This window comes from Pseudomonas sp. BRM28 (genome assembly GCF_002939405.1).
Taxonomy (GTDB): Bacteria; Pseudomonadota; Gammaproteobacteria; order Pseudomonadales; family Pseudomonadaceae; genus Aquipseudomonas; species Aquipseudomonas palmensis.
In genome coordinates this window covers 221,613-243,002 of sequence record NZ_PEFV01000001.1, presented here as the reverse complement: position 1 = coordinate 243,002, position 21,390 = coordinate 221,613, and the positions used below count along the sequence as shown (strand labels likewise).

Annotated in this window: 20 protein-coding genes; 12 read left to right on the top strand and 8 right to left on the bottom strand. The window is 63.3% G+C overall.

Annotated features, from left to right (window positions below):
- The first annotated feature begins 24 nt into the window (after positions 1 to 24).
- From CR917_RS01165 to CR917_RS01150, 4 genes are all read left to right on the top strand, one after another.
- Positions 25 to 1,005: a GlxA family transcriptional regulator gene (locus CR917_RS01165; RefSeq protein ID WP_104571783.1), complete on the top strand. Its 981-nt coding sequence runs from the start codon at positions 25 to 27 to the stop codon at positions 1,003 to 1,005.
- A gap of 77 nt (positions 1,006 to 1,082) precedes the next feature.
- Positions 1,083 to 2,522, top strand: coding sequence for an FAD/NAD(P)-binding protein (locus CR917_RS01160; protein ID WP_104571782.1), 1,440 nt, complete (start codon positions 1,083 to 1,085; stop codon positions 2,520 to 2,522).
- A 105-nt stretch (positions 2,523 to 2,627) separates the two neighbouring features.
- A complete protein-coding gene (locus CR917_RS01155) occupies positions 2,628 to 3,788 on the top strand; it encodes a cysteine desulfurase family protein (protein ID WP_078480526.1) in 1,161 nt (386 codons plus the stop codon).
- A gap of 72 nt (positions 3,789 to 3,860) precedes the next feature.
- Positions 3,861 to 5,651: an aminopeptidase P family protein gene (locus CR917_RS01150; RefSeq protein ID WP_371920427.1), complete on the top strand. Its 1,791-nt coding sequence runs from the start codon at positions 3,861 to 3,863 to the stop codon at positions 5,649 to 5,651.
- 43 nt (positions 5,652 to 5,694) lie between these two features.
- On the opposite strand, the gene CR917_RS01145 is transcribed toward CR917_RS01150, so the two are convergent.
- Both CR917_RS01145 and rhtA read right to left on the bottom strand, forming a co-directional pair.
- Positions 5,695 to 5,976 carry a hypothetical protein gene (locus CR917_RS01145; RefSeq protein WP_043859840.1) on the bottom strand — a complete coding sequence of 94 codons (282 nt, stop codon included), beginning with the start codon at positions 5,974 to 5,976 and terminating at the stop codon, positions 5,695 to 5,697.
- A 181-nt stretch (positions 5,977 to 6,157) separates the two neighbouring features.
- Positions 6,158 to 7,045 (bottom strand): threonine/homoserine exporter RhtA, encoded by an 888-nt coding sequence (gene rhtA / locus CR917_RS01140; protein ID WP_054915733.1) that lies wholly within the window; start codon positions 7,043 to 7,045, stop codon positions 6,158 to 6,160.
- Between the two features lie 325 nt (positions 7,046 to 7,370).
- Here rhtA and CR917_RS01135 point away from each other — a divergent pair.
- Positions 7,371 to 8,590, top strand: a protein-coding gene (locus CR917_RS01135; RefSeq protein ID WP_104571780.1) for an IS3 family transposase whose coding sequence is annotated in 2 segments (ribosomal slippage) — positions 7,371 to 7,719 and positions 7,719 to 8,590 — 1,221 coding nt in all. Because the reading frame shifts where the segments join, the coding sequence is not laid out codon by codon here.
- Between the two features lie 135 nt (positions 8,591 to 8,725).
- Here the strand turns inward: CR917_RS01135 and CR917_RS01130 are convergent.
- Both CR917_RS01130 and rph read right to left on the bottom strand, forming a co-directional pair.
- Complete coding sequence (locus CR917_RS01130; RefSeq protein WP_043861577.1) at positions 8,726 to 9,091, bottom strand: DUF4870 domain-containing protein; 366 nt, start codon at positions 9,089 to 9,091, stop codon at positions 8,726 to 8,728.
- A 12-nt stretch (positions 9,092 to 9,103) separates the two neighbouring features.
- Complete coding sequence (rph, locus tag CR917_RS01125; RefSeq protein WP_043861576.1) at positions 9,104 to 9,826, bottom strand: ribonuclease PH; 723 nt, start codon at positions 9,824 to 9,826, stop codon at positions 9,104 to 9,106.
- Positions 9,827 to 10,090: 264 nt separating this feature from the next.
- On the opposite strand from rph, the gene CR917_RS01120 reads away from it, so the two are divergent.
- Complete coding sequence (locus CR917_RS01120) at positions 10,091 to 10,954, top strand: YicC/YloC family endoribonuclease (protein ID WP_104571779.1); 864 nt, start codon at positions 10,091 to 10,093, stop codon at positions 10,952 to 10,954.
- Between the two features lie 13 nt (positions 10,955 to 10,967).
- Positions 10,968 to 11,588, top strand: a complete 621-nt coding sequence (gene gmk, locus CR917_RS01115) for a guanylate kinase (RefSeq protein WP_043861574.1) — start codon at positions 10,968 to 10,970, stop codon at positions 11,586 to 11,588.
- An 18-nt stretch (positions 11,589 to 11,606) separates the two neighbouring features.
- Here gmk and CR917_RS01110 read toward each other — a convergent pair whose 3' ends face one another.
- The 3 genes from CR917_RS01110 to CR917_RS01100 form a co-directional block, all read right to left on the bottom strand.
- Positions 11,607 to 13,127 (bottom strand): APC family permease, encoded by a 1,521-nt coding sequence (locus CR917_RS01110; protein WP_043861573.1) that lies wholly within the window; start codon positions 13,125 to 13,127, stop codon positions 11,607 to 11,609.
- A 106-nt stretch (positions 13,128 to 13,233) separates the two neighbouring features.
- Complete coding sequence (locus tag CR917_RS01105; protein WP_104571778.1) at positions 13,234 to 14,004, bottom strand: gamma-glutamyl-gamma-aminobutyrate hydrolase family protein; 771 nt, start codon at positions 14,002 to 14,004, stop codon at positions 13,234 to 13,236.
- Positions 14,005 to 14,037: 33 nt separating this feature from the next.
- Positions 14,038 to 15,420 carry a glutamine synthetase family protein gene (locus CR917_RS01100; protein ID WP_043861571.1) on the bottom strand — a complete coding sequence of 461 codons (1,383 nt, stop codon included), beginning with the start codon at positions 15,418 to 15,420 and terminating at the stop codon, positions 14,038 to 14,040.
- A gap of 243 nt (positions 15,421 to 15,663) precedes the next feature.
- Here CR917_RS01100 and CR917_RS01095 point away from each other — a divergent pair, with 243 nt between their 5' ends.
- The 5 genes from CR917_RS01095 (at position 15,664) to CR917_RS01075 (ending at position 20,439) form a co-directional block, all read left to right on the top strand.
- Entirely contained in the window at positions 15,664 to 16,554 is an 891-nt protein-coding gene (locus CR917_RS01095; protein ID WP_054916676.1) for a LysR family transcriptional regulator, read from the top strand.
- Between the two features lie 253 nt (positions 16,555 to 16,807).
- The gene (gene rpoZ / locus CR917_RS01090; protein ID WP_043861569.1) at positions 16,808 to 17,074 is read left to right on the top strand and encodes a DNA-directed RNA polymerase subunit omega; all 267 of its coding nucleotides are present in this window, start codon (positions 16,808 to 16,810) and stop codon (positions 17,072 to 17,074) included.
- A 60-nt stretch (positions 17,075 to 17,134) separates the two neighbouring features.
- Positions 17,135 to 19,243 (top strand): bifunctional GTP diphosphokinase/guanosine-3',5'-bis pyrophosphate 3'-pyrophosphohydrolase, encoded by a 2,109-nt coding sequence (gene spoT / locus CR917_RS01085; RefSeq protein WP_043861568.1) that lies wholly within the window; start codon positions 17,135 to 17,137, stop codon positions 19,241 to 19,243.
- A 23-nt stretch (positions 19,244 to 19,266) separates the two neighbouring features.
- Entirely contained in the window at positions 19,267 to 19,647 is a 381-nt protein-coding gene (locus CR917_RS01080; protein WP_043861567.1) for a RidA family protein, read from the top strand.
- Positions 19,648 to 19,704: 57 nt separating this feature from the next.
- Complete coding sequence (locus CR917_RS01075; protein ID WP_043861566.1) at positions 19,705 to 20,439, top strand: hypothetical protein; 735 nt, start codon at positions 19,705 to 19,707, stop codon at positions 20,437 to 20,439.
- Positions 20,440 to 20,451: 12 nt separating this feature from the next.
- Here the strand turns inward: CR917_RS01075 and CR917_RS01070 are convergent, their stop codons facing one another.
- On the bottom strand, positions 20,452 to 21,309 hold the full coding sequence (locus tag CR917_RS01070; protein ID WP_043861565.1) for an SDR family oxidoreductase: 858 nt from the start codon (positions 21,307 to 21,309) through the stop codon (positions 20,452 to 20,454).
- Positions 21,310 to 21,390: the final 81 nt, after the last annotated feature.

Genomic DNA, 21,390 nt, shown 5'->3' with positions numbered 1-21,390 from the left:
ACAAATTGGCGGGAAAAACTGACAATGGATGCAATCGGCGATCAGGTCGAGATCGGTATTCTGGTTTACCCAGGTGCCCAGATGGCGGCAGTGCATGGCCTGACCGACCTGTTCGCGGTGGCCAACCGCATGGCCGCGGACCTCGGGGCGCGACGCAGCCCGCTGCTGCGGGTGTGCCACTGGGCCGAGATGCCGGGACAGCCGCTGGCGGTGAGCTTCGACAGTCACCCGCAGGCGCATCACCGCCCGCGAGTGATGATCATCCCGCCCAGCCTGACCGAGGAGCCGGGCCCCGACCTGATCGAACGTTTCTGCAACGACCTGCGTCAGTGGCACCGCGAAGGCGCGCTGCTGGTGTCGGTGTGTGTCGGGGTGTTCTTCATTGCCGCCAGCGGCCTGCTCGACGGTCGCTCCGCCACTACTCACTGGAATTTTGCCCAATCGCTGGCCGAGCGCTTTCCCCTGGTCAAGGTCGAGGCCAACCTGCCGTTGCTGGAAGATGGCGACATCATTACCTCGGCCGGATTGATGGCCTGGACCGAGTTGGGGCTCAAGCTGGTCGAGCGCTTCCAGGGGCAGACCCTGGCGGCTGAGACGGCGCGATTTCTCGCGGTGGCGCCAGTGCATGCCATGCCTGGGCCGGGCAGCGTGTTCAGCCCGCGCCTGGACCATGGCGACGAAGCGGTGCTCAAGGTGCAGCACTGGCTGCAGAGCACGGGGGCGCGGGAGGTCAACCTGGCCTTGATGGCCGACTGCGCAGGGCTCGAGCAGCGCACCTTCCTGCGGCGTTTTCGCAGCGCCACCGGCCTCAAACCCACCGAGTACTGTCAGCAGGTGAGGGTAGGGCGCGCTTGCCGGATGCTCGAGTTCACCAACCGCAGCATCGACCAGATCGCCTGGGGTGTTGGCTACCAGGACCCTGGTGCGTTTCGCAAGGTCTTCCACAAGGTCACAGGGCTTGCGCCAGGCGAGTACCGCAAGCACGTGGTCGGGCCTGCGGGCTGATCCTCCTTTGGTACCGCACCGCTGCCCTTGCGGTGGATTGCTGCTTATTATCCGGTCTCCCGGGAAAGGAGATACCGATGCACGAACAACAACCGGCACCTGCCTGCGACGACATGGCGGATGTACTGATCATCGGGGGTGGCCTGAGCGGCGCCTTGCTGGCGGCGCAATTGCTGCGTCGCCCCGGACGCCGGCGCCTGCTGGTGGTCGAGCCGCGTGGGGAGCTGGGGCGTGGCGAAGCCTACAGCGCTACCGAAAACGGTCATACCCTCAATGGCAATGCGGCGCGCATGAGCGTCGATCCGGACAATCCCGATGACCTGACCCACTGGCTGCAACAGCAGATCGATGCCGGGCAGTGGCCCGAATCCGCCGAGCAGGGCGTGCCGGTGGCCGAATTGTTCCCGCCGCGAGGTCTGTTCGGTCGCTATGCCCGCCAGCGTCTGGCAGAGGCCGAGCGTGTCGGCGCCAAGGCCGGCTCCACGCTGGAGCATGTGTGTACCGAGGTGGTTGACCTGCAGGTGCACGATGACAGGGTTCAGGCGCAATTGCAGGATGGGCGCCGGGTGCAGGCGCGCCAGGCGGTGCTGGCTACCGGCATGTTTGCCGCGGCGCGCACGGCGCAGGTGGGTGAGAACAGCCTCAACGCCGCAGCCATCGACCCCTGGGACGTGGCCGCCATGCGCACGATCGACCCGCAAGGCACAGTGTTGATCATCGGTTCCGGGCTGACCATGGTCGACACCCTGGTGTCGTTGCAACTGGCCGGGCATCGTGGGCCTGTCGAGGTATTCTCGCGCCACGGGTTGTGGCCCCACGAGCGCCGTCAGCCACCGCCCTGGGAGGATTTTCTCGAGGCGGACCCTTCGCTGCGCAGCCCGCGCCAGTTGCTGCGTGCGCTGCGCCGGCAATGCAGGCTGGCGTTGGCCCAGGGCATCGACTGGCAGGCCCCGCTGGACACTGTGCGGGTGCATATCCCCAGGCTGTGGAGCCAGGCCAGTGACCGCGAACGCCGCCAGTTCGTGCGCCATGTGCGGCCCTGGTGGGAAAGCCATCATCACCGTTCGCCGCCCCAGGGTGCAGCGCTGCTGGAGCGGTTGCGCCAGGAGGGGCGCCTGCATATTCATGCGGCCTCCCTGCAGAGGGTCGAACCGGCTACCGGAGCCGGGGTGGGGGTGCGTCTGCGGTTTCGCGGCGAGGCCCAGGCGACGCGGGTTGAGGGTGCCGCACTGGTCAACTCCACCGGTATCGAATATGACTGGCGGCGCGTGGCACGCCCGCTACCGCAAGCGTTGTTGCAGCGCAGGCTGATCCGGCCAGGGCCGCTGGCCCTTGGAATTGATGCCGACCCGCAGGGCGCAGTGGTCGATGCCGATGGCGCGGTCAGTACGCGCCTGTTTGCGATGGGCCCGCCGCTGCGTGGCCTGTGGTGGGAAAGTACTGCCGTCACCGATGTGGCGTTGCAGGCCAAGGGATTGGCTGCTCGTCTGACGCGGGAGCCTGAGTCATCACCGTAATGATATTTTTGTTATATAAATATGAAAATTGATAATTAATTGTTCTATGCGTGTTCGTGCACTATAGATGCACGACTACTCCACGCATTCAGGAAGCGCCTGGCCATGACCACACTCCCGCTGTATTTCGACTACGCCGCCACGACACCCGTCGACGAGCGAGTCATTCAGGTAATGGTGGAGTGTCTGGGGGTATCCGGGCGTTTTGGCAATCCGGCTTCCAGCTCCCATCGGTATGGTCAGCAGGCACGCCTGGCGGTCGAGCAGGCACGGTCCCAGGTCGCCGGCCTGGTAGGGGCGCGGGCCGACGAGATCATCTGGACGTCGGGTGCCACCGAATCCAACAACCTGGCCCTCAAAGGGCTGGCTCAGGGCCGCACAGGTGGGCATGTCATCACCAGCCGCATCGAGCACAAAGCCGTGCTCGATACTGCCCGACAGCTCGAGCTGGCAGGCATCGAGGTGACGTGGCTGAGCCCCGATGCCCAGGGGTTGATCACTGAACAGGCGGTATCGGCGGCGCTGCGTGACGACACCTTTCTGGTATCGCTGATGCTGGTCAACAATGAACTGGGCACCCTGAACGATGTGCAGGCCATCGGCGAGCGGGTGCGCCGCCACGGCGCATTGCTGCATGTGGATGCCGCCCAGGGGGCAGGCAAGGTGCCTATCGACCTGTCACGCTGGCCGGTGGACCTGATGTCGTTTTCGGCGCACAAGGTGTATGGGCCCAAAGGGATCGGTGCGCTCTACGTCGGCAAGCGCGCCGCGCCGCTGCTGCAGGCACAGATTCACGGTGGCGGGCACGAGAACGGATTGCGCTCGGGCACCCTGGCCACTCACCAGATTGCCGCCATGGGCGCTGCCTTCGCACTGGCCGGGCAGGTGCAGCAGCAGGAAGTTGCACGTATGCACCGGTTGCGTGAGCGGCTGCTGGAGCAGTTGGCCGATATTCCCGGCCTGGGGCTCAACGGCAGCCCTGTCCAGCGCATCCCTCATACGTTGAGCCTGACCTTTGGCGGTGACGGTATCGATCTGCAGGCGCTGGCCCGTACGCTGGCGTTTTCCTCGACGTCGGCCTGCAATTCGGCCAGCAGTGCGCCTTCGCATGTGCTGCTGGCGCTTGGGCATGACGAGCGTGCGGCACGGCAGACGTTGCGTCTGAGCCTGGGGCGCTATACCCGCGAAGAGGATATCGACGCCGCTGCCGGTGCCATCCACGCAGCGTTACACAATGTGCCTTTCTGGGCGGTTGCCCACGGTTGAGTGCTGCTTCATTATCGTCCACCAGAACATTGGTCGCGGTGGTGGCACAACATAATGAACAGTCAGCCTGGAATGCAGGAAGCAGTAACCGCGCGCGTGGCGCGCATGCGTGCAGTGATGAACCGCGAAGGGGTCGATGCACTGCTGGTGCCCTCGGCAGACCCGCACCTGTCCGAATACCTTCCAGGCTACTGGCAGGGGCGCCAATGGCTGTCCGGGTTTCATGGCTCGGTGGGTACGCTGGTGCTGACGGCCGATTTTGCCGGGCTGTGGGCCGACAGTCGTTACTGGGAGCAGGCCGAAAAGGAGCTGGCGGGTAGCGGCATCGCGTTGATGAAGCTGATGCCGGGTCAGCCGGGGGCCCTTGACTGGCTGGCAGAGCAGGCGCCCGCAGGCGGCACGGTGGCAGTAGACGGTGCGGTGATGCAACTGGCGTCGGCGCGGCAGCTGCAGGATCGCCTCAGGGTGCGCAATGTGCGCCTGCTCAGTGACAGGGACCTGCTGGCACAGGTGTGGCTGGAGCGGCCTGCGTTGCCAGGCAGCCCGGTTTACCAGCACCTGCCGCCGCACGCGAGCGTCAGCCGTGCCGACAAGCTGGCGCAACTGCGCACAACGCTCAAGGAGCGCGGCGCAGATTGGCATTTCATTGCGACGCTGGATGACATCGCTTGGCTGTTCAACCTGCGTGGCAGCGACGTTTCATACAACCCGGTATTCGTTTCCTTCGCATTGATCGGTCAGCATCAGGCCATTCTGTTCGTGGCATCGAGCAAGGTCGACAGCGCTGTGCGCGAGGCACTTGAGTCTGACGGGGTGCAACTGCGCGAGTATGAAGCAGTGGGCAGCGCGCTGGCAGGCATCGAGGCGGGCAGTGTCCTGCTGGTAGATCCGGCACGGGTGACCAGCGGGTTGCTGGCCAACCTCGGTGCCCAGGTGCAACTGCTCGAAGGCATCAATCCAAGCGTTCTGTCCAAGTCGAGAAAGAGCGAGGCGGACCTCGTTCATATCAGGCAGGTGATGGAACAGGATGGTGCGGCGTTGTGCGAGTTCTTCGCGGACTTCGAAGCCGCACTGGGGCATTCGACCCTTACCGAGGTCAGTGTTGACACCTTGCTCGGCGCAGCCCGGGCTCGACGTCCCGGTCATGTGTCCCCAAGCTTTGCCACCATTGCCGCCTTCAACAGCAATGGGGCCATGCCGCATTACCGCGCCACCGACGCCTCGCATGCGCTCATCGAAGGTGATGGGCTGTTGTTGATCGATTCAGGTGGGCAGTACCTGGGAGGGACCACCGACATTACCCGTATGGTGCCCATCGGCACGCCAAGCCTGGAACAGAAGCTGGATTGCACGCGGGTGCTCAAGGGCATGATTGCACTATCCAGGGCGCGTTTTCCGCGGGGCATTGCCTCGCCTTTGCTCGATGCGATTGCCCGAGCACCGTTATGGGCCGAGCATGTGGATTACGGGCATGGCACCGGCCACGGCGTCGGCTACTTCATGAACGTGCACGAAGGGCCACAGGTGATCGCCTATCAGGCCTCGCCTGCGCCGCACACAGCCATGCAGGCCGGCATGATCACCTCCATCGAGCCGGGCACCTATCGGCCTGGGCAGTGGGGCGTGCGCATCGAGAACCTGGTGTTCACCCGGGATTCGGGCAAGAGTGGGTTTGGTGACTTTCTTGAATTCGAAACGCTGACCTTGTGCCCTATCGACACACGATGCCTGTTGCCTGAGCAACTGGGCAGCGAAGAACGCGAATGGCTCAATGATTACCACCGCACGGTGCGTGAACGGCTTTCGCCACTGCTGGCAGGTGCTGCTCTGCACTGGCTGGAACAAAGAACCGAAGCTGTCTGATCGGGCACATGAAAAAGGGCAACCTGCGGGTTGCCCTTTTTCGTTACTTGCAGATGACGATCATGCTTCGGCTGGTGTAGCCGGCGGGGTTGAGACCGAAGGGGTAGTCCCCTGGCTCGTCTTCGCCATCGCCAGACTTGGCGACGACTTTGTAGCCTTTGGTGCCGCAGGAACTGGCGGCCTTGGCGTAGCACTTGTTCCATGAAGACGACAGGCCCGAGCAGTTGATGTGCATGCCCTTCTTGCCGTGTTTGACCTCAGTTTTGGCGTTCGCCGCACAGCCAGCAATGGCCAGAATGGCTAGGATGAGCAAAATTCGTTTCATTCCTGTCCTTACAAAGAGTGTCGGGTCTGCAAGCCCGAGACGGTTACCTGCGCCTCTTCCTGATGCCTCTCGCGTCCTTGTCTTAAGTTAAAACTTTAAGCAGTGCATTGAATTACAGCTTAAACAGGGTGCCATGGCGACACAATGACAAAAACAGGTTCAAATGGAAATATTTCTCAAATCAGTCGGCTGGCACCAGTGCTGGGCTTTCCCTGCGCATGGACAGTGTGGCACCCACCGAGGCAGTAATGATCGCGGCGATGGCCAGCCATTGCGCCATGCTCAACACTTCGTTGAGAAACAGTAGTCCCGACAATGCGCCGAATGCCGGTTCGATGCTCATCAGTGTGCCGAAGGTTCGAGCGGGCAGGCGTGTCAGGGCCACCATTTCCAGGCTGTACGGCAATGCTGTCGACAGAATGGCCACGCCAATCGCCACGGGTAGCAGGGCAGGGTTGAGCAGGGCACTGCCGGCATGAACGATGCCGATCGGCGCAACGAACAGCGCGGCAACCATGACGCCAAGTGCGGCGGTCTGAATGCCGTGCTCGGCCCCGGCTTTCTGCCCATACAGAATGTAGAGCGCCCAGCACACGCCGGCGCCCAGTGCGTAGCCGGCGCCTACCAGGTCGATGGCCGCCCCGGTCTGCCCGATGGGTATCAGCAGCAACAGGCCGATCACTGCCAGCCCGATCCATACGAAATCCATGGCCCTGCGCGATGCGTACAACGCCACGGCCAGCGGGCCGGTGAACTCCAGGGCAACGGCGATACCCAGCGGGACACTGCGCAAGGACATATAAAAGAGAAAGTTCATGCCGCCCAATGCCAGGCCATAGATGATGACCGACTTGAGGGTGCTGGAGGTGAAGCGCGCGCGCCAGGGACGCAGCAGCACCAGCATGATGAGGCTGGCGAAAATCAGGCGCAGCGTTGTGGTGCCTTGCGCACCTACCAGCGGGAACATGCTTTTTGCCAGCGAGGCGCCGGACTGGATGGATGCCATTGCAATTAGCAGCAGGCCAATGGGGAAGAGGCTGGAGGCCAGGCTGCGGGGGTGGGTGTTCATTGTTGGAGTTGCTTCCTTATATAGAGAGAGGCGTGTGGCCTGGCCTCTATGATGCGCAAGGAGGCGAAGATGAGCAATATAGTGCGCAACTTTCTTTGTTCATCGAATATCGCCAATTAACCCTTGACGCACGATTTAATCTCTCTATAATTCGCCCCACTTCCGGCGCAGTCTGAACGAAAAACTCCTTGAATATCAATGAGTTGAACGTTTCAGGTCAGGCTGGAGGTGCTTCGATCGAAAGATCGGCAGCGGTGAAAAAGGTGGTTGNTGTCCCGTCCTGAATAAGGTTTACACCTCCCATCCCGAATTTCCGGAGAGTCAGATGGAGCAAGGTGTAAAGCGCACACAGCGTGATTACTCACTGTCTTTTAAATTGGCGGTGGTTGATCAGATTGAAAAAGGCGAACTGACCTACAAGCAGGCCCAGGTGCGGTATGGCATCCAGGGACGGTCGACGGTTCTGGTATGGTTGCGTAAGCACGGTCGGCAGGATTGGAGCCAGGGGGCCTCGATCCGCGACGAGAGGAGCTGCGCGATGTCTGACCCCAAAATGCTCACTCCAGAGCAGCGAATCAAAGAGCTTGAGCAGCAGCTTGAGCTGATGAGCCAGAAGGCCCAGTTCTTTGAAACGGTCGTTGATGTTCTGAAAAATGACTATGGTGTCTCGGTCGTAAAAAAGCGATCCGGCAAGTCCTCTCGCAAGGTCAAGTCGCAGGACTGAGCATTGCCAGGGCTTGTCAGTTTCTAGGCATCAGTCGACAGGCTTACTACAAGCGCAACCGAGCTGCTGATGGCAAAGAGCGCCAGGCAGATCGGGTGGTTCAGTTTGTTCAGCAAGTCCGGCTGCGCCAGCCCCGTCTGGGTACCCGTAAGCTGCACTATTTGCTGCATTGCCAACCTGACAAACGATTCCAGGTCGGCCGAGATAGGCTGTTTCAGGTCTTGGGAGAGCGCCGTTTGCTGGTACTGCCCAAGCGGGCATACCACAAGACAACACAGAGCTTTCATCGCTTCTACCGCCATCCCAACTTAATCAAGCCCGGTCCAAGCCAAGTCGTTCCGACAAGGCCGGAGCACGTCTGGGTTGCCGACATTACTTATCTGCCCGCACGTAACGGCCCGCTGTACCTGAGCCTGGTAACGGACGCGTACTCCAGGAAAATTGTTGGTCACCACGTCCATGAAAGCCTGCATGCCGAGTCAGTAGCGCAAGCCTTCAAGCAGGCCTTACGAAAGCGACGTCGTCGCCAGCCATTAGTCCACCATTCGGATCGAGGCATCCAATATTGCTCGGCGCTATACCAGTCACTGCACCAACGGCACGGCGTTCAGTGCTCCATGACTGATGGGTATGACTGCTACCAGAACGCGCTGGCTGAGCGAATCAACGGAATCCTCAAGATGGAGCTGCTGTTAAGCAGACCTGAAGATCTGGAGCAAGCGAGGCAGATGGTTGATGAGGCAGTGCAGATCTACAACACAGAACGGCCCCATATGGCCCTGAAAAACAAAACGCCCGATGCGGTGCATCGGGCGTTTTGAGGCCTATCGGCCTACCTGAACAGGTGTAAACCTATTTCAGGACTAGACATGGCCTTTGGGCCCTTTCGCCGGCAAGGCCGGCTCCTACCGGGTCAACGCAACCGCCGTAGGAGCCGGCCTTGCCGACGAAGCATGTCAGGTCAGCACACGCCAGGCCCACGGATAACGAAAGGCCTTGCCCTGCTTGACCTTGACCGCCGCAATGACGATCAGTACCGCCACCCCCAGCGAGATAATGGTCAGCGCCAGCTTGGCCATCGGTACGGTAAACCCCACCACGCACACCATGCCCAGCAGGGTCATGGTCAGCTGGAAGTTCACCGCCTCCTTGCCCTGGGCGTCGACGTACGGGTCGATGCCGCGCTTGAACCACCACAAGGCCAGCGGCGCGATCAGGTTGGCGAACGGCACCACCATGCCGGCAGCCGCCGCCAGGTGGCACAACATGCCCCAATGACGGGCTGCATCACCGGGCATCGGCGCGTTGGACGGCTCGGCCATGACGACTCCCGATCAGTCCGCCAGCGCGGCCTGCTGCAGTTGGAACAGGTCGGTCATGCCCTTCTGCGCCAGCGCCAGCATGGCGTTGAGCTCTTCAGGCTGGAACGGAGCCCCTTCGGCGGTGCCCTGGACTTCGATGAAACCGCCGGCGCTGGTCATCACCACGTTCAGGTCGGTTTCGGCCGCCGAATCTTCCGGGTAGTCCAGGTCGAGCACCGGCACGCCCTGGTACATGCCGACCGATACGGCCGCAATCATGTGCTTGACCGGGTCGCCGCCCTTCAGGCCGCCACGCTTCTTGACCACGCGCAGGGCGTCGACCAGCGCAACCATGGCACCGGTGATCGACGCGGTACGGGTACCGCCATCGGCCTGGATCACGTCGCAGTCGACGTACAGGGTGATGTCGCCCAGCTTGCTCATGTCCAGCGCGGCGCGCAGCGAGCGGCCGATCAGGCGCTGGATTTCGAGGGTACGACCACCCTGCTTGCCGCGGCTGGCTTCGCGCTGGTTGCGCTCGCCGGTGGCGCGCGGCAGCATGCCGTACTCGGCGGTCAGCCAGCCCTGGCCCTGGCCTTTGAGGAAGCGCGGTACGCCGTTCTCGACGCTGACCGTGCAGATGACTTTGGTGTCTCCGAACTCGACCAGTACAGACCCCTCGGCGTGTTTGGTGTAGTTGCGGGTGATGCGGATCGAGCGCAGCTGATCGGCAACGCGACCACTTGGACGTTTCATTTGGGCTACCTGTACTGGATATGAATCTGCCCGGCATTATAGGGCTACAGGGCCCTCGGTGGACATGCCTGCGGCCAAATGCACGGCCAGCCGATCATCGGCGCACCACGCCACAAGCCCCGATCTGCCCGCGCCGCCCGGTATTTGCGGCGCCCTGCCCGCTGCTTTGTAGCATCAGCGCATTGGGAGCCGGCGCCGCACTGCGTTACAATCCTGCGCCTTTGCAGGCTGTCGGCTTGCTCCCTAATCTGCGAGGTACTTCCCATGGTGCACAGCATGACCGCCTTCGCCCGCGTCGAGCAGGCCGGGACCCAGGGCACACTGATCTGGGAACTGCGCTCGGTCAATCATCGCTACCTCGAGCCGCACCTGCGCCTGCCCGAAGCCCTGCGCGACCTCGAAGGCGCGGTGCGCGAGTCCCTGCGCCAGGGCCTGTCGCGCGGCAAGGTCGAATGTACCCTGCGCTTCAATGAAGAGAACGCCGGCAAGCCGCTGCAGGTCGACCGCGAGCGTGCCGCTCAGCTGGTCGCCGCCGCCGAGACCTTGGCCGGCCTGATCAAGCAGCCCGGCCCCCTCAACCCGCTCGAGGTGTTGGCCTGGCCGGGCGTGCTGGTGGCCGATGCCAGCGACCCGCAGGCGCTCAATGCCGAGGCCATGGGCCTGTTCGAACAGGCCCTCAAGGAGCTCAAGAACGGCCGCAACCGCGAAGGCGCGGAACTCGCCCGACTGATCAACGAGCGCCTCGACAGCATGAGTGAGGAAGTCACCACCCTGCGCGCCCTGGTGCCGCAGATGCTCGCCGCCCAGCGCCAGAAGGTGCTGGACCGCTTTGCCGACATGCAGGCCGAACTCGACCCGCAGCGTCTGGAGCAGGAGATGGTGATGCTGGCGCAGAAGAGCGATGTGGCCGAAGAACTCGACCGCCTCAGCACGCATGTCACCGAAGTGCGCCGCGTGCTCACGTCGGGCGGCGCCGCCGGCCGGCGCCTGGATTTCCTGATGCAGGAACTCAACCGCGAAGCCAACACCCTGGGCTCCAAAGCCTTTGACACACGCAGCACCCAAGCGGCGGTCAACCTCAAGGTTCTGATCGAGCAGATGCGTGAACAAGTACAGAACATCGAGTAAGGCCACCCCTACCATGACCCACAGCAGCGGCACCCTTTTCATCGTCTCGGCCCCTTCGGGCGCCGGCAAGACCAGCCTGGTCAAGGCGCTCACCGACGACCTCAACCACATTCGCGTGTCGGTCTCGCACACCACGCGGGCCATGCGTCCGGGCGAGCATGACGGGGTGAACTACCACTTCGTCGACCGCGCCGAGTTCGACCGCATGATCGCCCAGGGCGATTTCCTGGAGCAGGCCGAAGTCTTCGGCAACTGCTACGGCACCTCGCGCAGCGCACTGCAGCAGACCCTTGACCAGGGCCATGACCTGATCCTGGAAATCGACTGGCAGGGTGCGCAGCAGGTGCGCAAGCTGATGCCCGAGGCGCGTTCGATCTTCATCCTGCCGCCCAGCCAGCAGGCCCTGCGCCAGCGCCTGACCAACCGCGGCACCGACAGTGACGAGATCATCGAAGGGCGCATGCGCGAGGCGGTCAGCGAGATGGTGCATTACGACGAATACGAGTTCGTCATCATCAACGACGACTTCGCCACGGCACTGGACGACCTCAAGGCGGTGTTCCGTGCCAACCGCCTGCAGCGCGGCCAGCAGCAGCAACGTCACAGCGAACTGCTCAGGCAACTGCTTGCCTGAGCAGCGTGCCCCGGCCGCTTAACCGCGGCCGGGCACCGTTGCGTGACGGCGCAGGGTCATGCCCAGGAAGAACGCCGGCGCACGCAGGCGCGACAGCATCATCAGCACCAGGCCCAGCAGGGTGATAATCATCGCGATCACGAACACCAGCCCCAACCCCCCTACATGCGAACCGCTGCCGAACGACGGCGAAGCACTGTCATAGGCTGTCTGCAGGAAAATCACCGAAAGAATGCCGCCGCCCAGCAACGGGCACAGGCCGCGCATCAGGAAGTGACGCAGGCTGTCGGTGAGGCTGTGGCGGAAGTACCACACGCAGGCGAACGCGGTCAGCGAGTAGTAGAAGCAGATCATCATGCCCAGGGCAGTGATGGTGTCGGCCAGCACGTTCTCGCTCAGGGTACGCATGGTCACGTAGAACACGCCGGCGGCCACGCCGGCACAGATGGTGGCATAACGCGGGGTTTTCGAACGCGGGCAGACGCTCGCGAAGCGCTCCGGCACTGCGCCGTAGTACCCCATCGCCAGCAGCGTGCGCGCCGGCGAAACGAAGGTCGACTGCAACGAGGCCGCGGTGCTGGCCAGTACCGCGATCGACATCAGGATCGCCAGCGGCCCCATCACCGGGCCGGCCAGGTGGGCGAAGACGTTTTCCTGGATACGCGGGTTGCCCAGGCCCAGGCCGATATCGCTGATGCCGGCAAACTGCAGGGTGGCAATTGCGGTCACCAGGTACAGGCCCAGAATCAGCAGCACGGTCAGGGTCGCTGCCTTGCCCGGTACGTCATCGCTGCCCACCGATTCTTCGCTGATGCTCAGGCACACGTCCCAGCCCCAGAAGATGAAGATCGACAGCGACAGGCCGGCGGTGAAGGCCGAGAACGACTCCACCCCGAACGGGTTGAACCAGTCCATCTCGAAGGTCAGCGGCGGCGCCTCCGACGACCCGCCGAATGCGGCCATGGCAAAACCCAGCAGCACGATCAGTTGCAGCGCCACCAGGCCGTACTGCACGGTCATGGTGGTGGCGATGCCGCGACAGCAGATCCACACGGCCATGGCGATGAACACGCAACAGGTGGTCACATTGACCAGCAGGTTGTCGGCCAGCGCCGCCACCTCGTGTTTGCCGGTGATCTGCCCGAGGAACAGATAGAAGAAGTCCACCGCCACACCGGCGAGGTTCGACAACACGATGGTGGTGGCGGTGACCAGCCCCCAGCCACCAATCCAGCCGATCATCGGGCCGAAGGCACGTACCGACCAGGTGAACGAGGTGCCGCTGTCGGGTTCGGCGGCATTCAGCTCGCGATAACCCAGCGCCACCAGCAACATGGGCAGGAAACCGACGATGAACACCGCCGGCAGGTGGGCGCCGACTTCGCGTACGGTCGGGCCGAGGGCGCCGGTGAGGGTATACACCGGCGCAATAGTGGAAATGCCCAGCACGATGCTGGCCAGCAGTCCGAGCCGGCCCTTGGCCAGCCCTTTGGATCGCCCGCCCACACCTGGGGACAGGCCTGCTTTGTGTTCGCTCATGAGTAGTTGCCGTCACTATTGGTATTATTTTCCGGGCCCCCCGTGGGGTGCCCGCTATCACTCAATGAAACTTGTTGCAGTGCATCGCCGGCTCAGCCGGGTGACCTCATAGGGCCTTCTCCCGGCGCAGCGCATGGGCGATGCAGGCTTCGCGAAACGCCTCGAACAGGCGCAGCGACACCGGGTTTTCGGCAAAGCGGTATTCCGGGTGCCATTGCACACCGACCACAAAGCCTGGGGCGTCATCCATGGACACGGCTTCGATCAGTCCATCGGGAGCTAGGGCTTCGGTGCGCAGGCCGTCGGCCAGGCGATCGATGCCCTGGCTGTGCAGCGAGTTGACCATGAAGCGGGCAGGCAGCCCCATCTGCTCGAATTTCCCCCCGGGCTGGCATGTCACCAGGTGGCGGGGGCTGTATTGCTCTTCCAGCGGCGCATCCTGCGACTCGCGATGGTCCAGGTAGCCTGGCAGCTCCTGCACACGCTGGTGCAAGGTGCCGCCCAGGCTGACGTTGAGTTCCTGGAAGCCCCGGCACACGCAGAACACCGGCACACCCCTGGCAATCGCGGCCTGCAGCAGCGGCAGGGTCAGCCGGTCACGAAACACGTCGTGGCGGGTGCCTTCCACGCTGGGGGCGCCATTGTAATGATGCGGCTCGACATTAGAAGGCGAACCGGTAAAAAGAATGCCATCCAGATGCTCCAGCACAAGGTTCGGGTCGCTTGCGACGTCCCGGGCCGGGAGAATCAGCGGCAATCCGGCAAAACCGGCCGCCTCGACATACTTGTCGCCCACGGTATGCGACGAGTTCTTGCCCAGTTGCTGGCGGCAAGCACTCACACCAATCAGGGGCAGCCGCCCTGCGCGCTCGTTCATCGGTTAAGCCTCCGTTGCAGCTTTATCCAGCCATCACACCGTATGCAGGTACCAGTTGTATTCGAGGTCGGAGATCGACACTTCGAACTCCGCCATCTCGCTTTCCTTGCAGGCCACGAAGATGTCGATGTAGTCGGGGCTGATGTACTGGTTCAGCACCTCGCTGTCATCGAGCTCGCGCAGCGCATCGCGCAGGTTGTTCGGCAGGCTCTGCTCCAGTTGCTCGTAGGAGTTGCCCTCGACCGGCTCGCCCGGGTCGACCTTGTTGGTCAGGCCGTGGTGAATGCCGGCCAGGATCGAAGCCATCATCAGGTACGGGTTGGCATCGGCGCCGGCCACGCGGTGCTCGATACGCACGGCATCGCTGCTGCCGGTAGGCACGCGCACGGCCACGGTACGGTTGTCCAGGCCCCAGCTCGGGGCATTGGGCACGTAGAACTGCGCGCCGAAACGGCGGTAGGAGTTCACGTTGGGGCACAGGAAGGCCATCGATGCCGGCATGGTTTCGAGCACGCCGCCGATGGCGTGGCGCAGGGTTTCGCTGTTTTCGGGGTCGTCGGTTGCGAAGATGTTCTTGCCGGTCTTCTTGTCCAGCAGCGAGATGTGCACGTGCAGGCCGTTGCCCGCCTGGCCAGGGTACGGCTTGGCCATGAAGGTGGAGTCCATCTCATGGTCGTAGGCGATGTTCTTGATCAGGCGCTTGAGCAGCACTGCGTAGTCGCAGGCCTTCATCGCGTCAGCCACGTGGTGCAGGTTGACCTCGAACTGCGCCGGGGCGCTTTCCTTGACGATGGCATCGGCCGGGATGCCTTGCTCCTTGGCCGCTTCGAGCATGTCCTGCAGGCAGTCGACATACTCGTCCAGGTCATCGATCAGGTACACCTGGGTCGATTGCGGACGTTTGCCGGAGATCGGCGAGCGCGGCGGCTGCGGGCGACCGTTCAGGTTGTCCTGGTCGATCAGGTAGAACTCCAGCTCGAACGCGGCGCAGATATCCAGGCCCAGCGCGTCGAACTTCTCCACCACGCCGCGCAGCACTTCGCGTGGGTCGGCGAAGAATGGCGTGCCGTCCAGTTCATGCATGGTCATCAGCAGCTGCGCGGTAGGGCGCTTCTGCCAGGGCTCGAAGCTCAGGGTGCCGGGGATCGGGTAGCAGATACGGTCGGCGTCGCCGATGTCCAGGCCCAGGCCAGTGCTTTCGACGGTGGAACCGTTGATGTCCAGGGCAAACAGCGAAGCCGGCAGGTTGATGCCTTTTTCGTAGACCTTGACCAGGCTCGCACGCTCGATGCGCTTGCCACGCACCACGCCGTTCATGTCTGCAATCAGCAGATCGACAAATTGCACCTCAGGGTGGGCCTTGAGAAATTCACCCATCTCGTCGAGAGGGATGGCGCACGGGGAGACCGACGTCATGGCTAGGCATCCTTTGATTTTTTATCGGGCGGCAATGGAGGAGGTGTTACTGCGCTATCGGGAGCGGCGATGGTTTCATTTGTTCTTTTTAAGGTTCCCATCGTGGGGAATGCCGAACGCCGCGGCATTGCACGGTCGTTCCAGGTTCTGACAACGTCGCGGGTTGATTCACGACTGCCGCCTCACTATAGAATGGCCCCCACGCAACAGACATTGGCATTTAGGCAAGCAAAGAGTGCACCCATGCAATATCAGATCAGTCACGCCGACCTTTCCCTGGTGCTCGCGCTGGTACGCGGACGCTCCCTGGCCAAGGCTGCAGACCTGCTGCGGGTCGATGTGTCGACGGTGTTCCGCTCGATCCGGCGCATGGAGGCCGCACTGGGCACCGCGCTGTTCGTGAAGAGCCGCAAGGGCTACATCCCCACCGGCACCGCCCAGGCCCTGGCTGAGCAGGCCGAACGCGCCGAGCAGGCGCTGGATGCGGCGCGGGTGGCGCTGGAGCACGGCGAACAGGTGGTCAGCGGCACGGTGCGCCTGACCTGTACCGATGCGGTGCTGCACAGCCTGCTACTACCCGCCCTGGCCGACTTCATGCCGGCATACCCGGCCCTGTCACTGGAACTGGCGACCTCCAACACCTTCGCCAACCTCAGCCGGCGCGACGCCGACCTGGCGCTGCGCCTGACCAATTCGCCACCCGAGCACCTTGTGGGGCGCTGCCTGGGGGCGGCCTCGTATGTGGTGTGCGGGCGCGAGGAGTACCGCGAGCGGCTGGCCGAGGCCCCGGCCAGCGTGCCCTGGATTGCCCCCGACGACTCCATGCAGGACCACGCCACAGTGGTGTGGCGCAGCCAGCAGTTGCCGGGGGTGATGCCGCGCTATCGCTGCAGCGGAATCGCGGCGATTGCACAGCTGGTGGCGGCCGGGCTGGGGGTGGCTGCCCTGCCCGACTACATGGCCGATACCTTGCCGGGGGTGGAACAGTTGAGCGGTGCCCTGCCCGGGTGCAATACCGAACTGTGGCTGCTGACCCGCCCCGATTGCCGTGCGCTGCGTTCGGTGCAGACCCTGTTCGACGAATTGACCCCGCGTTTGCGCGGGATGCTGGGGCGCCAGGAGGGCCAGGCCTGACTTTCGGGCCCCTTCGCCGGCAAGGCCGGCTCCCACGGGGCAGGTGCGCAGTTCTGCAGGCGCCGACCTTGCCGGCCAAGCATTTGAATCCACCCCCACAAGACAGTTGTGCTAGAGCCTCACAACTGGTTATTGTCGGCTTACATAGGTCTCGACGTGAAATCAGCGCTTCCCTAAAGGCTGGTGATTTTTTAAACTATCGAGTCCGCTCGCCCATTCGGGCTGAACACCGCATTTGCTACTGAGGAAGACCATGGCCCGCGTAACCGTTGAAGATTGTCTAGAACACGTGGATAACCGCTTTGAGCTGGTCATGCTGTCTACCAAGCGTGCCCGCCAACTGGCCACCGGCGGCAAAGAGCCGAAAGTGGCGTGGGAAAACGACAAGCCGACCGTCGTCGCCCTGCGCGAAATCGCCGAAGGCATCTGCACCCCAGAATTCATGGCCGAACAGGACATCGTCCACGAAGACCCGGTCTTCGCTGCATTCGGTGAGGACGAGGCCAACGAGGCCGTCTAAGTCCATGCCTGGTCGACGTTGTACGGCGCAGGGCCCACTTTCTCGGCAGGAGCTAACATCGTGCCGAGCATAGACGCCCTCGCCGATCGCCTCTCGACCTACCTCGGCGCCGACCAGGTCAACCTGGTACGCCGGGCGTATTTCTACGCCGAACAAGCCCACGACGGCCAGCGCCGTCGCAGCGGCGAGCCATACGTCACGCACCCGCTGGCGGTGGCAAGCATTCTTGCCGACATGCACATGGACCATCAGAGCCTGATGGCCGCCATGCTGCATGACGTGATCGAAGACACCGGCATCGCCAAGGAAGCCCTCAGTTCCCAATTCGGCGAAACCGTCGCCGAACTGGTCGATGGCGTCAGCAAGCTGACCCAGATGAACTTCGAGACCAAGGCCGAAGCCCAGGCCGAAAACTTCCAGAAGATGGCCATGGCCATGGCCCGCGACATTCGCGTGATCCTGGTCAAGCTGGCCGACCGCCTGCACAACATGCGCACCCTGGAAGTGCTGTCGGGCGAAAAACGCCGGCGCATCGCCAAGGAAACCCTCGAGATCTACGCCCCCATCGCCAACCGCCTGGGCATGCACACTGTGCGCGTGGAGTTCGAGGACCTGGGCTTCAAGGCCATGTACCCGATGCGCTCGGCGCGTATCTACCAGGCAGTCAAGCGTGCCCGCGGCAACCGCAAGGAGCTGGTCAACAAGATCGAGGAATCGCTCAGCCACTGCCTGGCCGTGGACGGTATCGAAGGCGAGGTCAGCGGGCGGCAGAAGCACATCTACGGCATCTACAAGAAGATGCGCGGCAAGCGCCGCGCCTTCAACGAGATCATGGACGTGTACGCCTTCCGCATCGTGGTCGACAAGGTCGACACCTGCTATCGCGTGCTCGGCGCCGTGCACAACCTCTACAAGCCGCTGCCGGGGCGCTTCAAGGACTACATCGCGATCCCCAAGGCCAACGGCTACCAGTCGCTGCATACCACCCTGTTCGGTATGCACGGCGTGCCCATCGAGATCCAGATCCGCACCCGCGAGATGGAAGAGATGGCCAACAATGGCATCGCGGCACACTGGCTGTACAAGTCCAGTGACGACGAGCAGCCCAAGGGCACCCATGCCCGGGCGCGCCAGTGGGTCAAGGGCGTGCTGGAAATGCAGCAGCGCGCGGGCAACTCGCTCGAATTCATCGAGAGCGTGAAGATCGACCTGTTCCCGGACGAGGTCTACGTGTTCACGCCCAAGGGCCGCATCATGGAGCTGCCAAAGGGCTCCACGGCGGTCGACTTTGCCTACGCGGTGCATACCGACGTCGGCAACAGCTGCATCGCGTGCCGCATCAACCGCCGCCTGGCACCGCTGTCCGAACCGCTGCAGAGCGGCTCGACGGTCGAGATCGTCAGCGCCCCGGGCGCCCGACCGAACCCGGCCTGGCTGAACTTCGTGGTCACCGGCAAGGCGCGCACCCATATTCGCCATGCCCTGAAGCTGCAGCGCCGCTCCGAATCGATCAACCTGGGCGAGCGCCTGCTCAACAAGGTGCTCAACGGTTTCGACAGCGCGCTGGACAAGATCCCGCAGGAGCGCATCCAGGCCATGCTGGCCGAGTATCGCCTCGAAGTGATCGAAGACCTGCTCGAAGACATCGGCCTGGGCAACCGCATGGCCTACGTAGTGGCGCGCCGCCTGCTCTCCAGCGAAGGCGAGCAGTTGCCCAACCCCGAGGGGCCGCTGGCCATTCGCGGCACCGAGGGCCTGGTGCTCAGCTACGCCAAGTGCTGCACGCCGATTCCGGGCGACCCGATCGTCGGGCACCTGTCGGCGGGCAAGGGCATGGTGGTGCACCTGGAGAACTGCCGCAACATCAGCGAAATTCGCCACAACCCGGAAAAATGCATCCAGCTGTCCTGGGCCAAGGATGTCACCGGCGAATTCAATGTCGAGCTGCGCGTCGAGCTGGAACACCAGCGCGGCCTGATTGCCCTGCTGGCCAGCAGCGTCAACGCCGCCGACGGCAACATCGAGAAGATCAGCATGGACGAACGTGATGGCCGCATCAGCGTGGTCCAGCTGGTGGTCAGCGTGCACGACCGTGTGCACCTGGCCCGCGTGATCAAGAAACTGCGTGCCCTGACCGGGGTGATTCGCATCACCCGCATGCGCACGTAGCCCTCCCCCTGCAAGGAGTCACCATGACCAAGACCGTCATCACCAGCGACAAGGCCCCAGCGGCCATCGGCACCTACTCCCAGGCGATCAAGGCCGGCAATACCGTATACATGTCGGGCCAGATCCCGCTGGACCCGAAAACCATGGAGCTGGTCGAAGGCTTCGAAGCCCAGACCGTACAGGTGTTCGAAAACCTCAAAGCCGTGGCCGAAGCTGCCGGCGGCTCGTTCAAGGACATCGTCAAGCTGAACATCTTCCTGACCGACCTGAGCCACTTCGCCAAGGTCAACGAAGTCATGGGCCGCTACTTCGAACAGCCCTACCCTGCCCGCGCCGCCATCGGCGTCGCTGCGCTGCCACGCGGCTCGCAGGTTGAAATGGACGCAATCCTGGTCCTCGAGTAATACCTCGCGCGGCGGGCCGGCCGGCTCGCCGCCGCACTGTTCTGGAAGGACCCCGCCATGCGCCACGCGCTTGCCCTGGCTCTGGCCGCCGCACTGTTGAGCGGCTGCGCCAGCCACAAACCCGAAGACTACAACGGCATCTGGATCAACCAGCAGGCCATCGATGCTGCCGCCAAAGGCGTGAGCCTGCGCAAGGCGCTGCAGGACAGCGGCGGCAACCTGGAATGGAAGGTCAACGTCGCGGCCGAACAGGCCAGCTACACCAACGGTTTCGAGATCGTCGAAGGCCAGCTCAAGGCCGGCGAAAAACAACGGGACGTGGTATTCCCGGGCAATGAGATACAGACGCTGAGCCTGGATGGCGACGAACTGGTGCAACACGCCACCCCGATGGCGCCGCAGCACAGCTTCCAGAAGGCCAGCTCTCCCGCCCCAATGGAAGCCCGCACCGGGACCACCTTCGAGCAGGCGCTGTACGGCGCCTACCTGAAGGGTGACTGGAAGGTGATCGAGGGCCCTGGTCAGGGCAATGTCGTGCGCTTCGGCGACACGGGCAGTGTCGAGGGCCTGCCCAATCTGGACCGCTACGCACTGTGCCTGGCCGGCGACTGCGCCAGCATGAGCGGCGAGTACGACAGCCTGTGGCTGGAGCGCAACCAGCAGGGCAACCCGTGGATTTTCAAGCGTGATGGCAAGACGCTGGAAATCCTGCGTGCCCTCAACAGCGCCCAGCCAGACGAGATGCCGCAGCTGTATCCCGGCGCCCGGCAATGGCTGCTCGAGCGCGACTGATCAGGTGAGCCCTCAGGGTTGCGCCGCCAGAATCGCCGCGTAGCCTTCCTTGTAGCTCGGGTACTGTGGCACCCAGCCCAGTGCCCGGGCACGCGCATTGCTGCAGCGCTTGCTGCCGGTGCGCCGCACACGCTGCTGCTCCGACCAATGCGTGACGCCCATGTACTCGCGCAACCAGGCCACCACGTCGGCCAATGGCGCCGGTGCATCGTCCACCCCGATGTAGCAGTCCTCCAGCGCACGCCCCGCCGCATCGGCCTTGAGCAGGAAGGCCAGCAGCCCTGCCGCGTCCTCGGCATGGATGCGGTTGCCGTACAGCGGCGGCTCTTCGGTCACCCGATACCCCTGGCGCACCTGGCTGAGCAGCCATTCGCGGCCCGGCCCGTAGATACCGGTCAGGCGCACGATGCTGGCCGGGATGCCGCTGGCCAGTGCCAGCTGTTCGGCCTGGAGCATGACCTGCCCCGAGTAACCTGACGGCAAGGTGGCGGCGGTTTCATCGATCCACTCGCCGTCCTGCTGGGCGAACACACTGCTGCTGGACACGAACAGCAGGCGCTGCGGTCGCTGGCCACGCTCGGCCAGCCAGCCCAGTACATGCTTGAGGCCCTGTACATAAGCCGCCTGATAGCCCGCCTCGTCATGCTGGCTGGCGGCCACGCAGTACACCAGGTAGTCGGGTGCGACCAAAGGCCAATCGGTCGGGCACTGCGGGTTTTCCAGGTCTGCCGCGATGCCGGCAACCCCCGCGGGCAAGGCCGCCACATTTCTGCGCAAACCGCTTACCGACCAGCCAAGGCCCAGCAATTGCTGGGCCAGACGGCCACCCACATCGCCGCAACCGACGATCAGAACTGAAGGCGAAGACATCCGCACACTCCGTCAGACAAAGCCACAGCCTATCTGTGGAAATCGATAGGCGGCTAGTTAATATGCAAAAAAAGATACTGT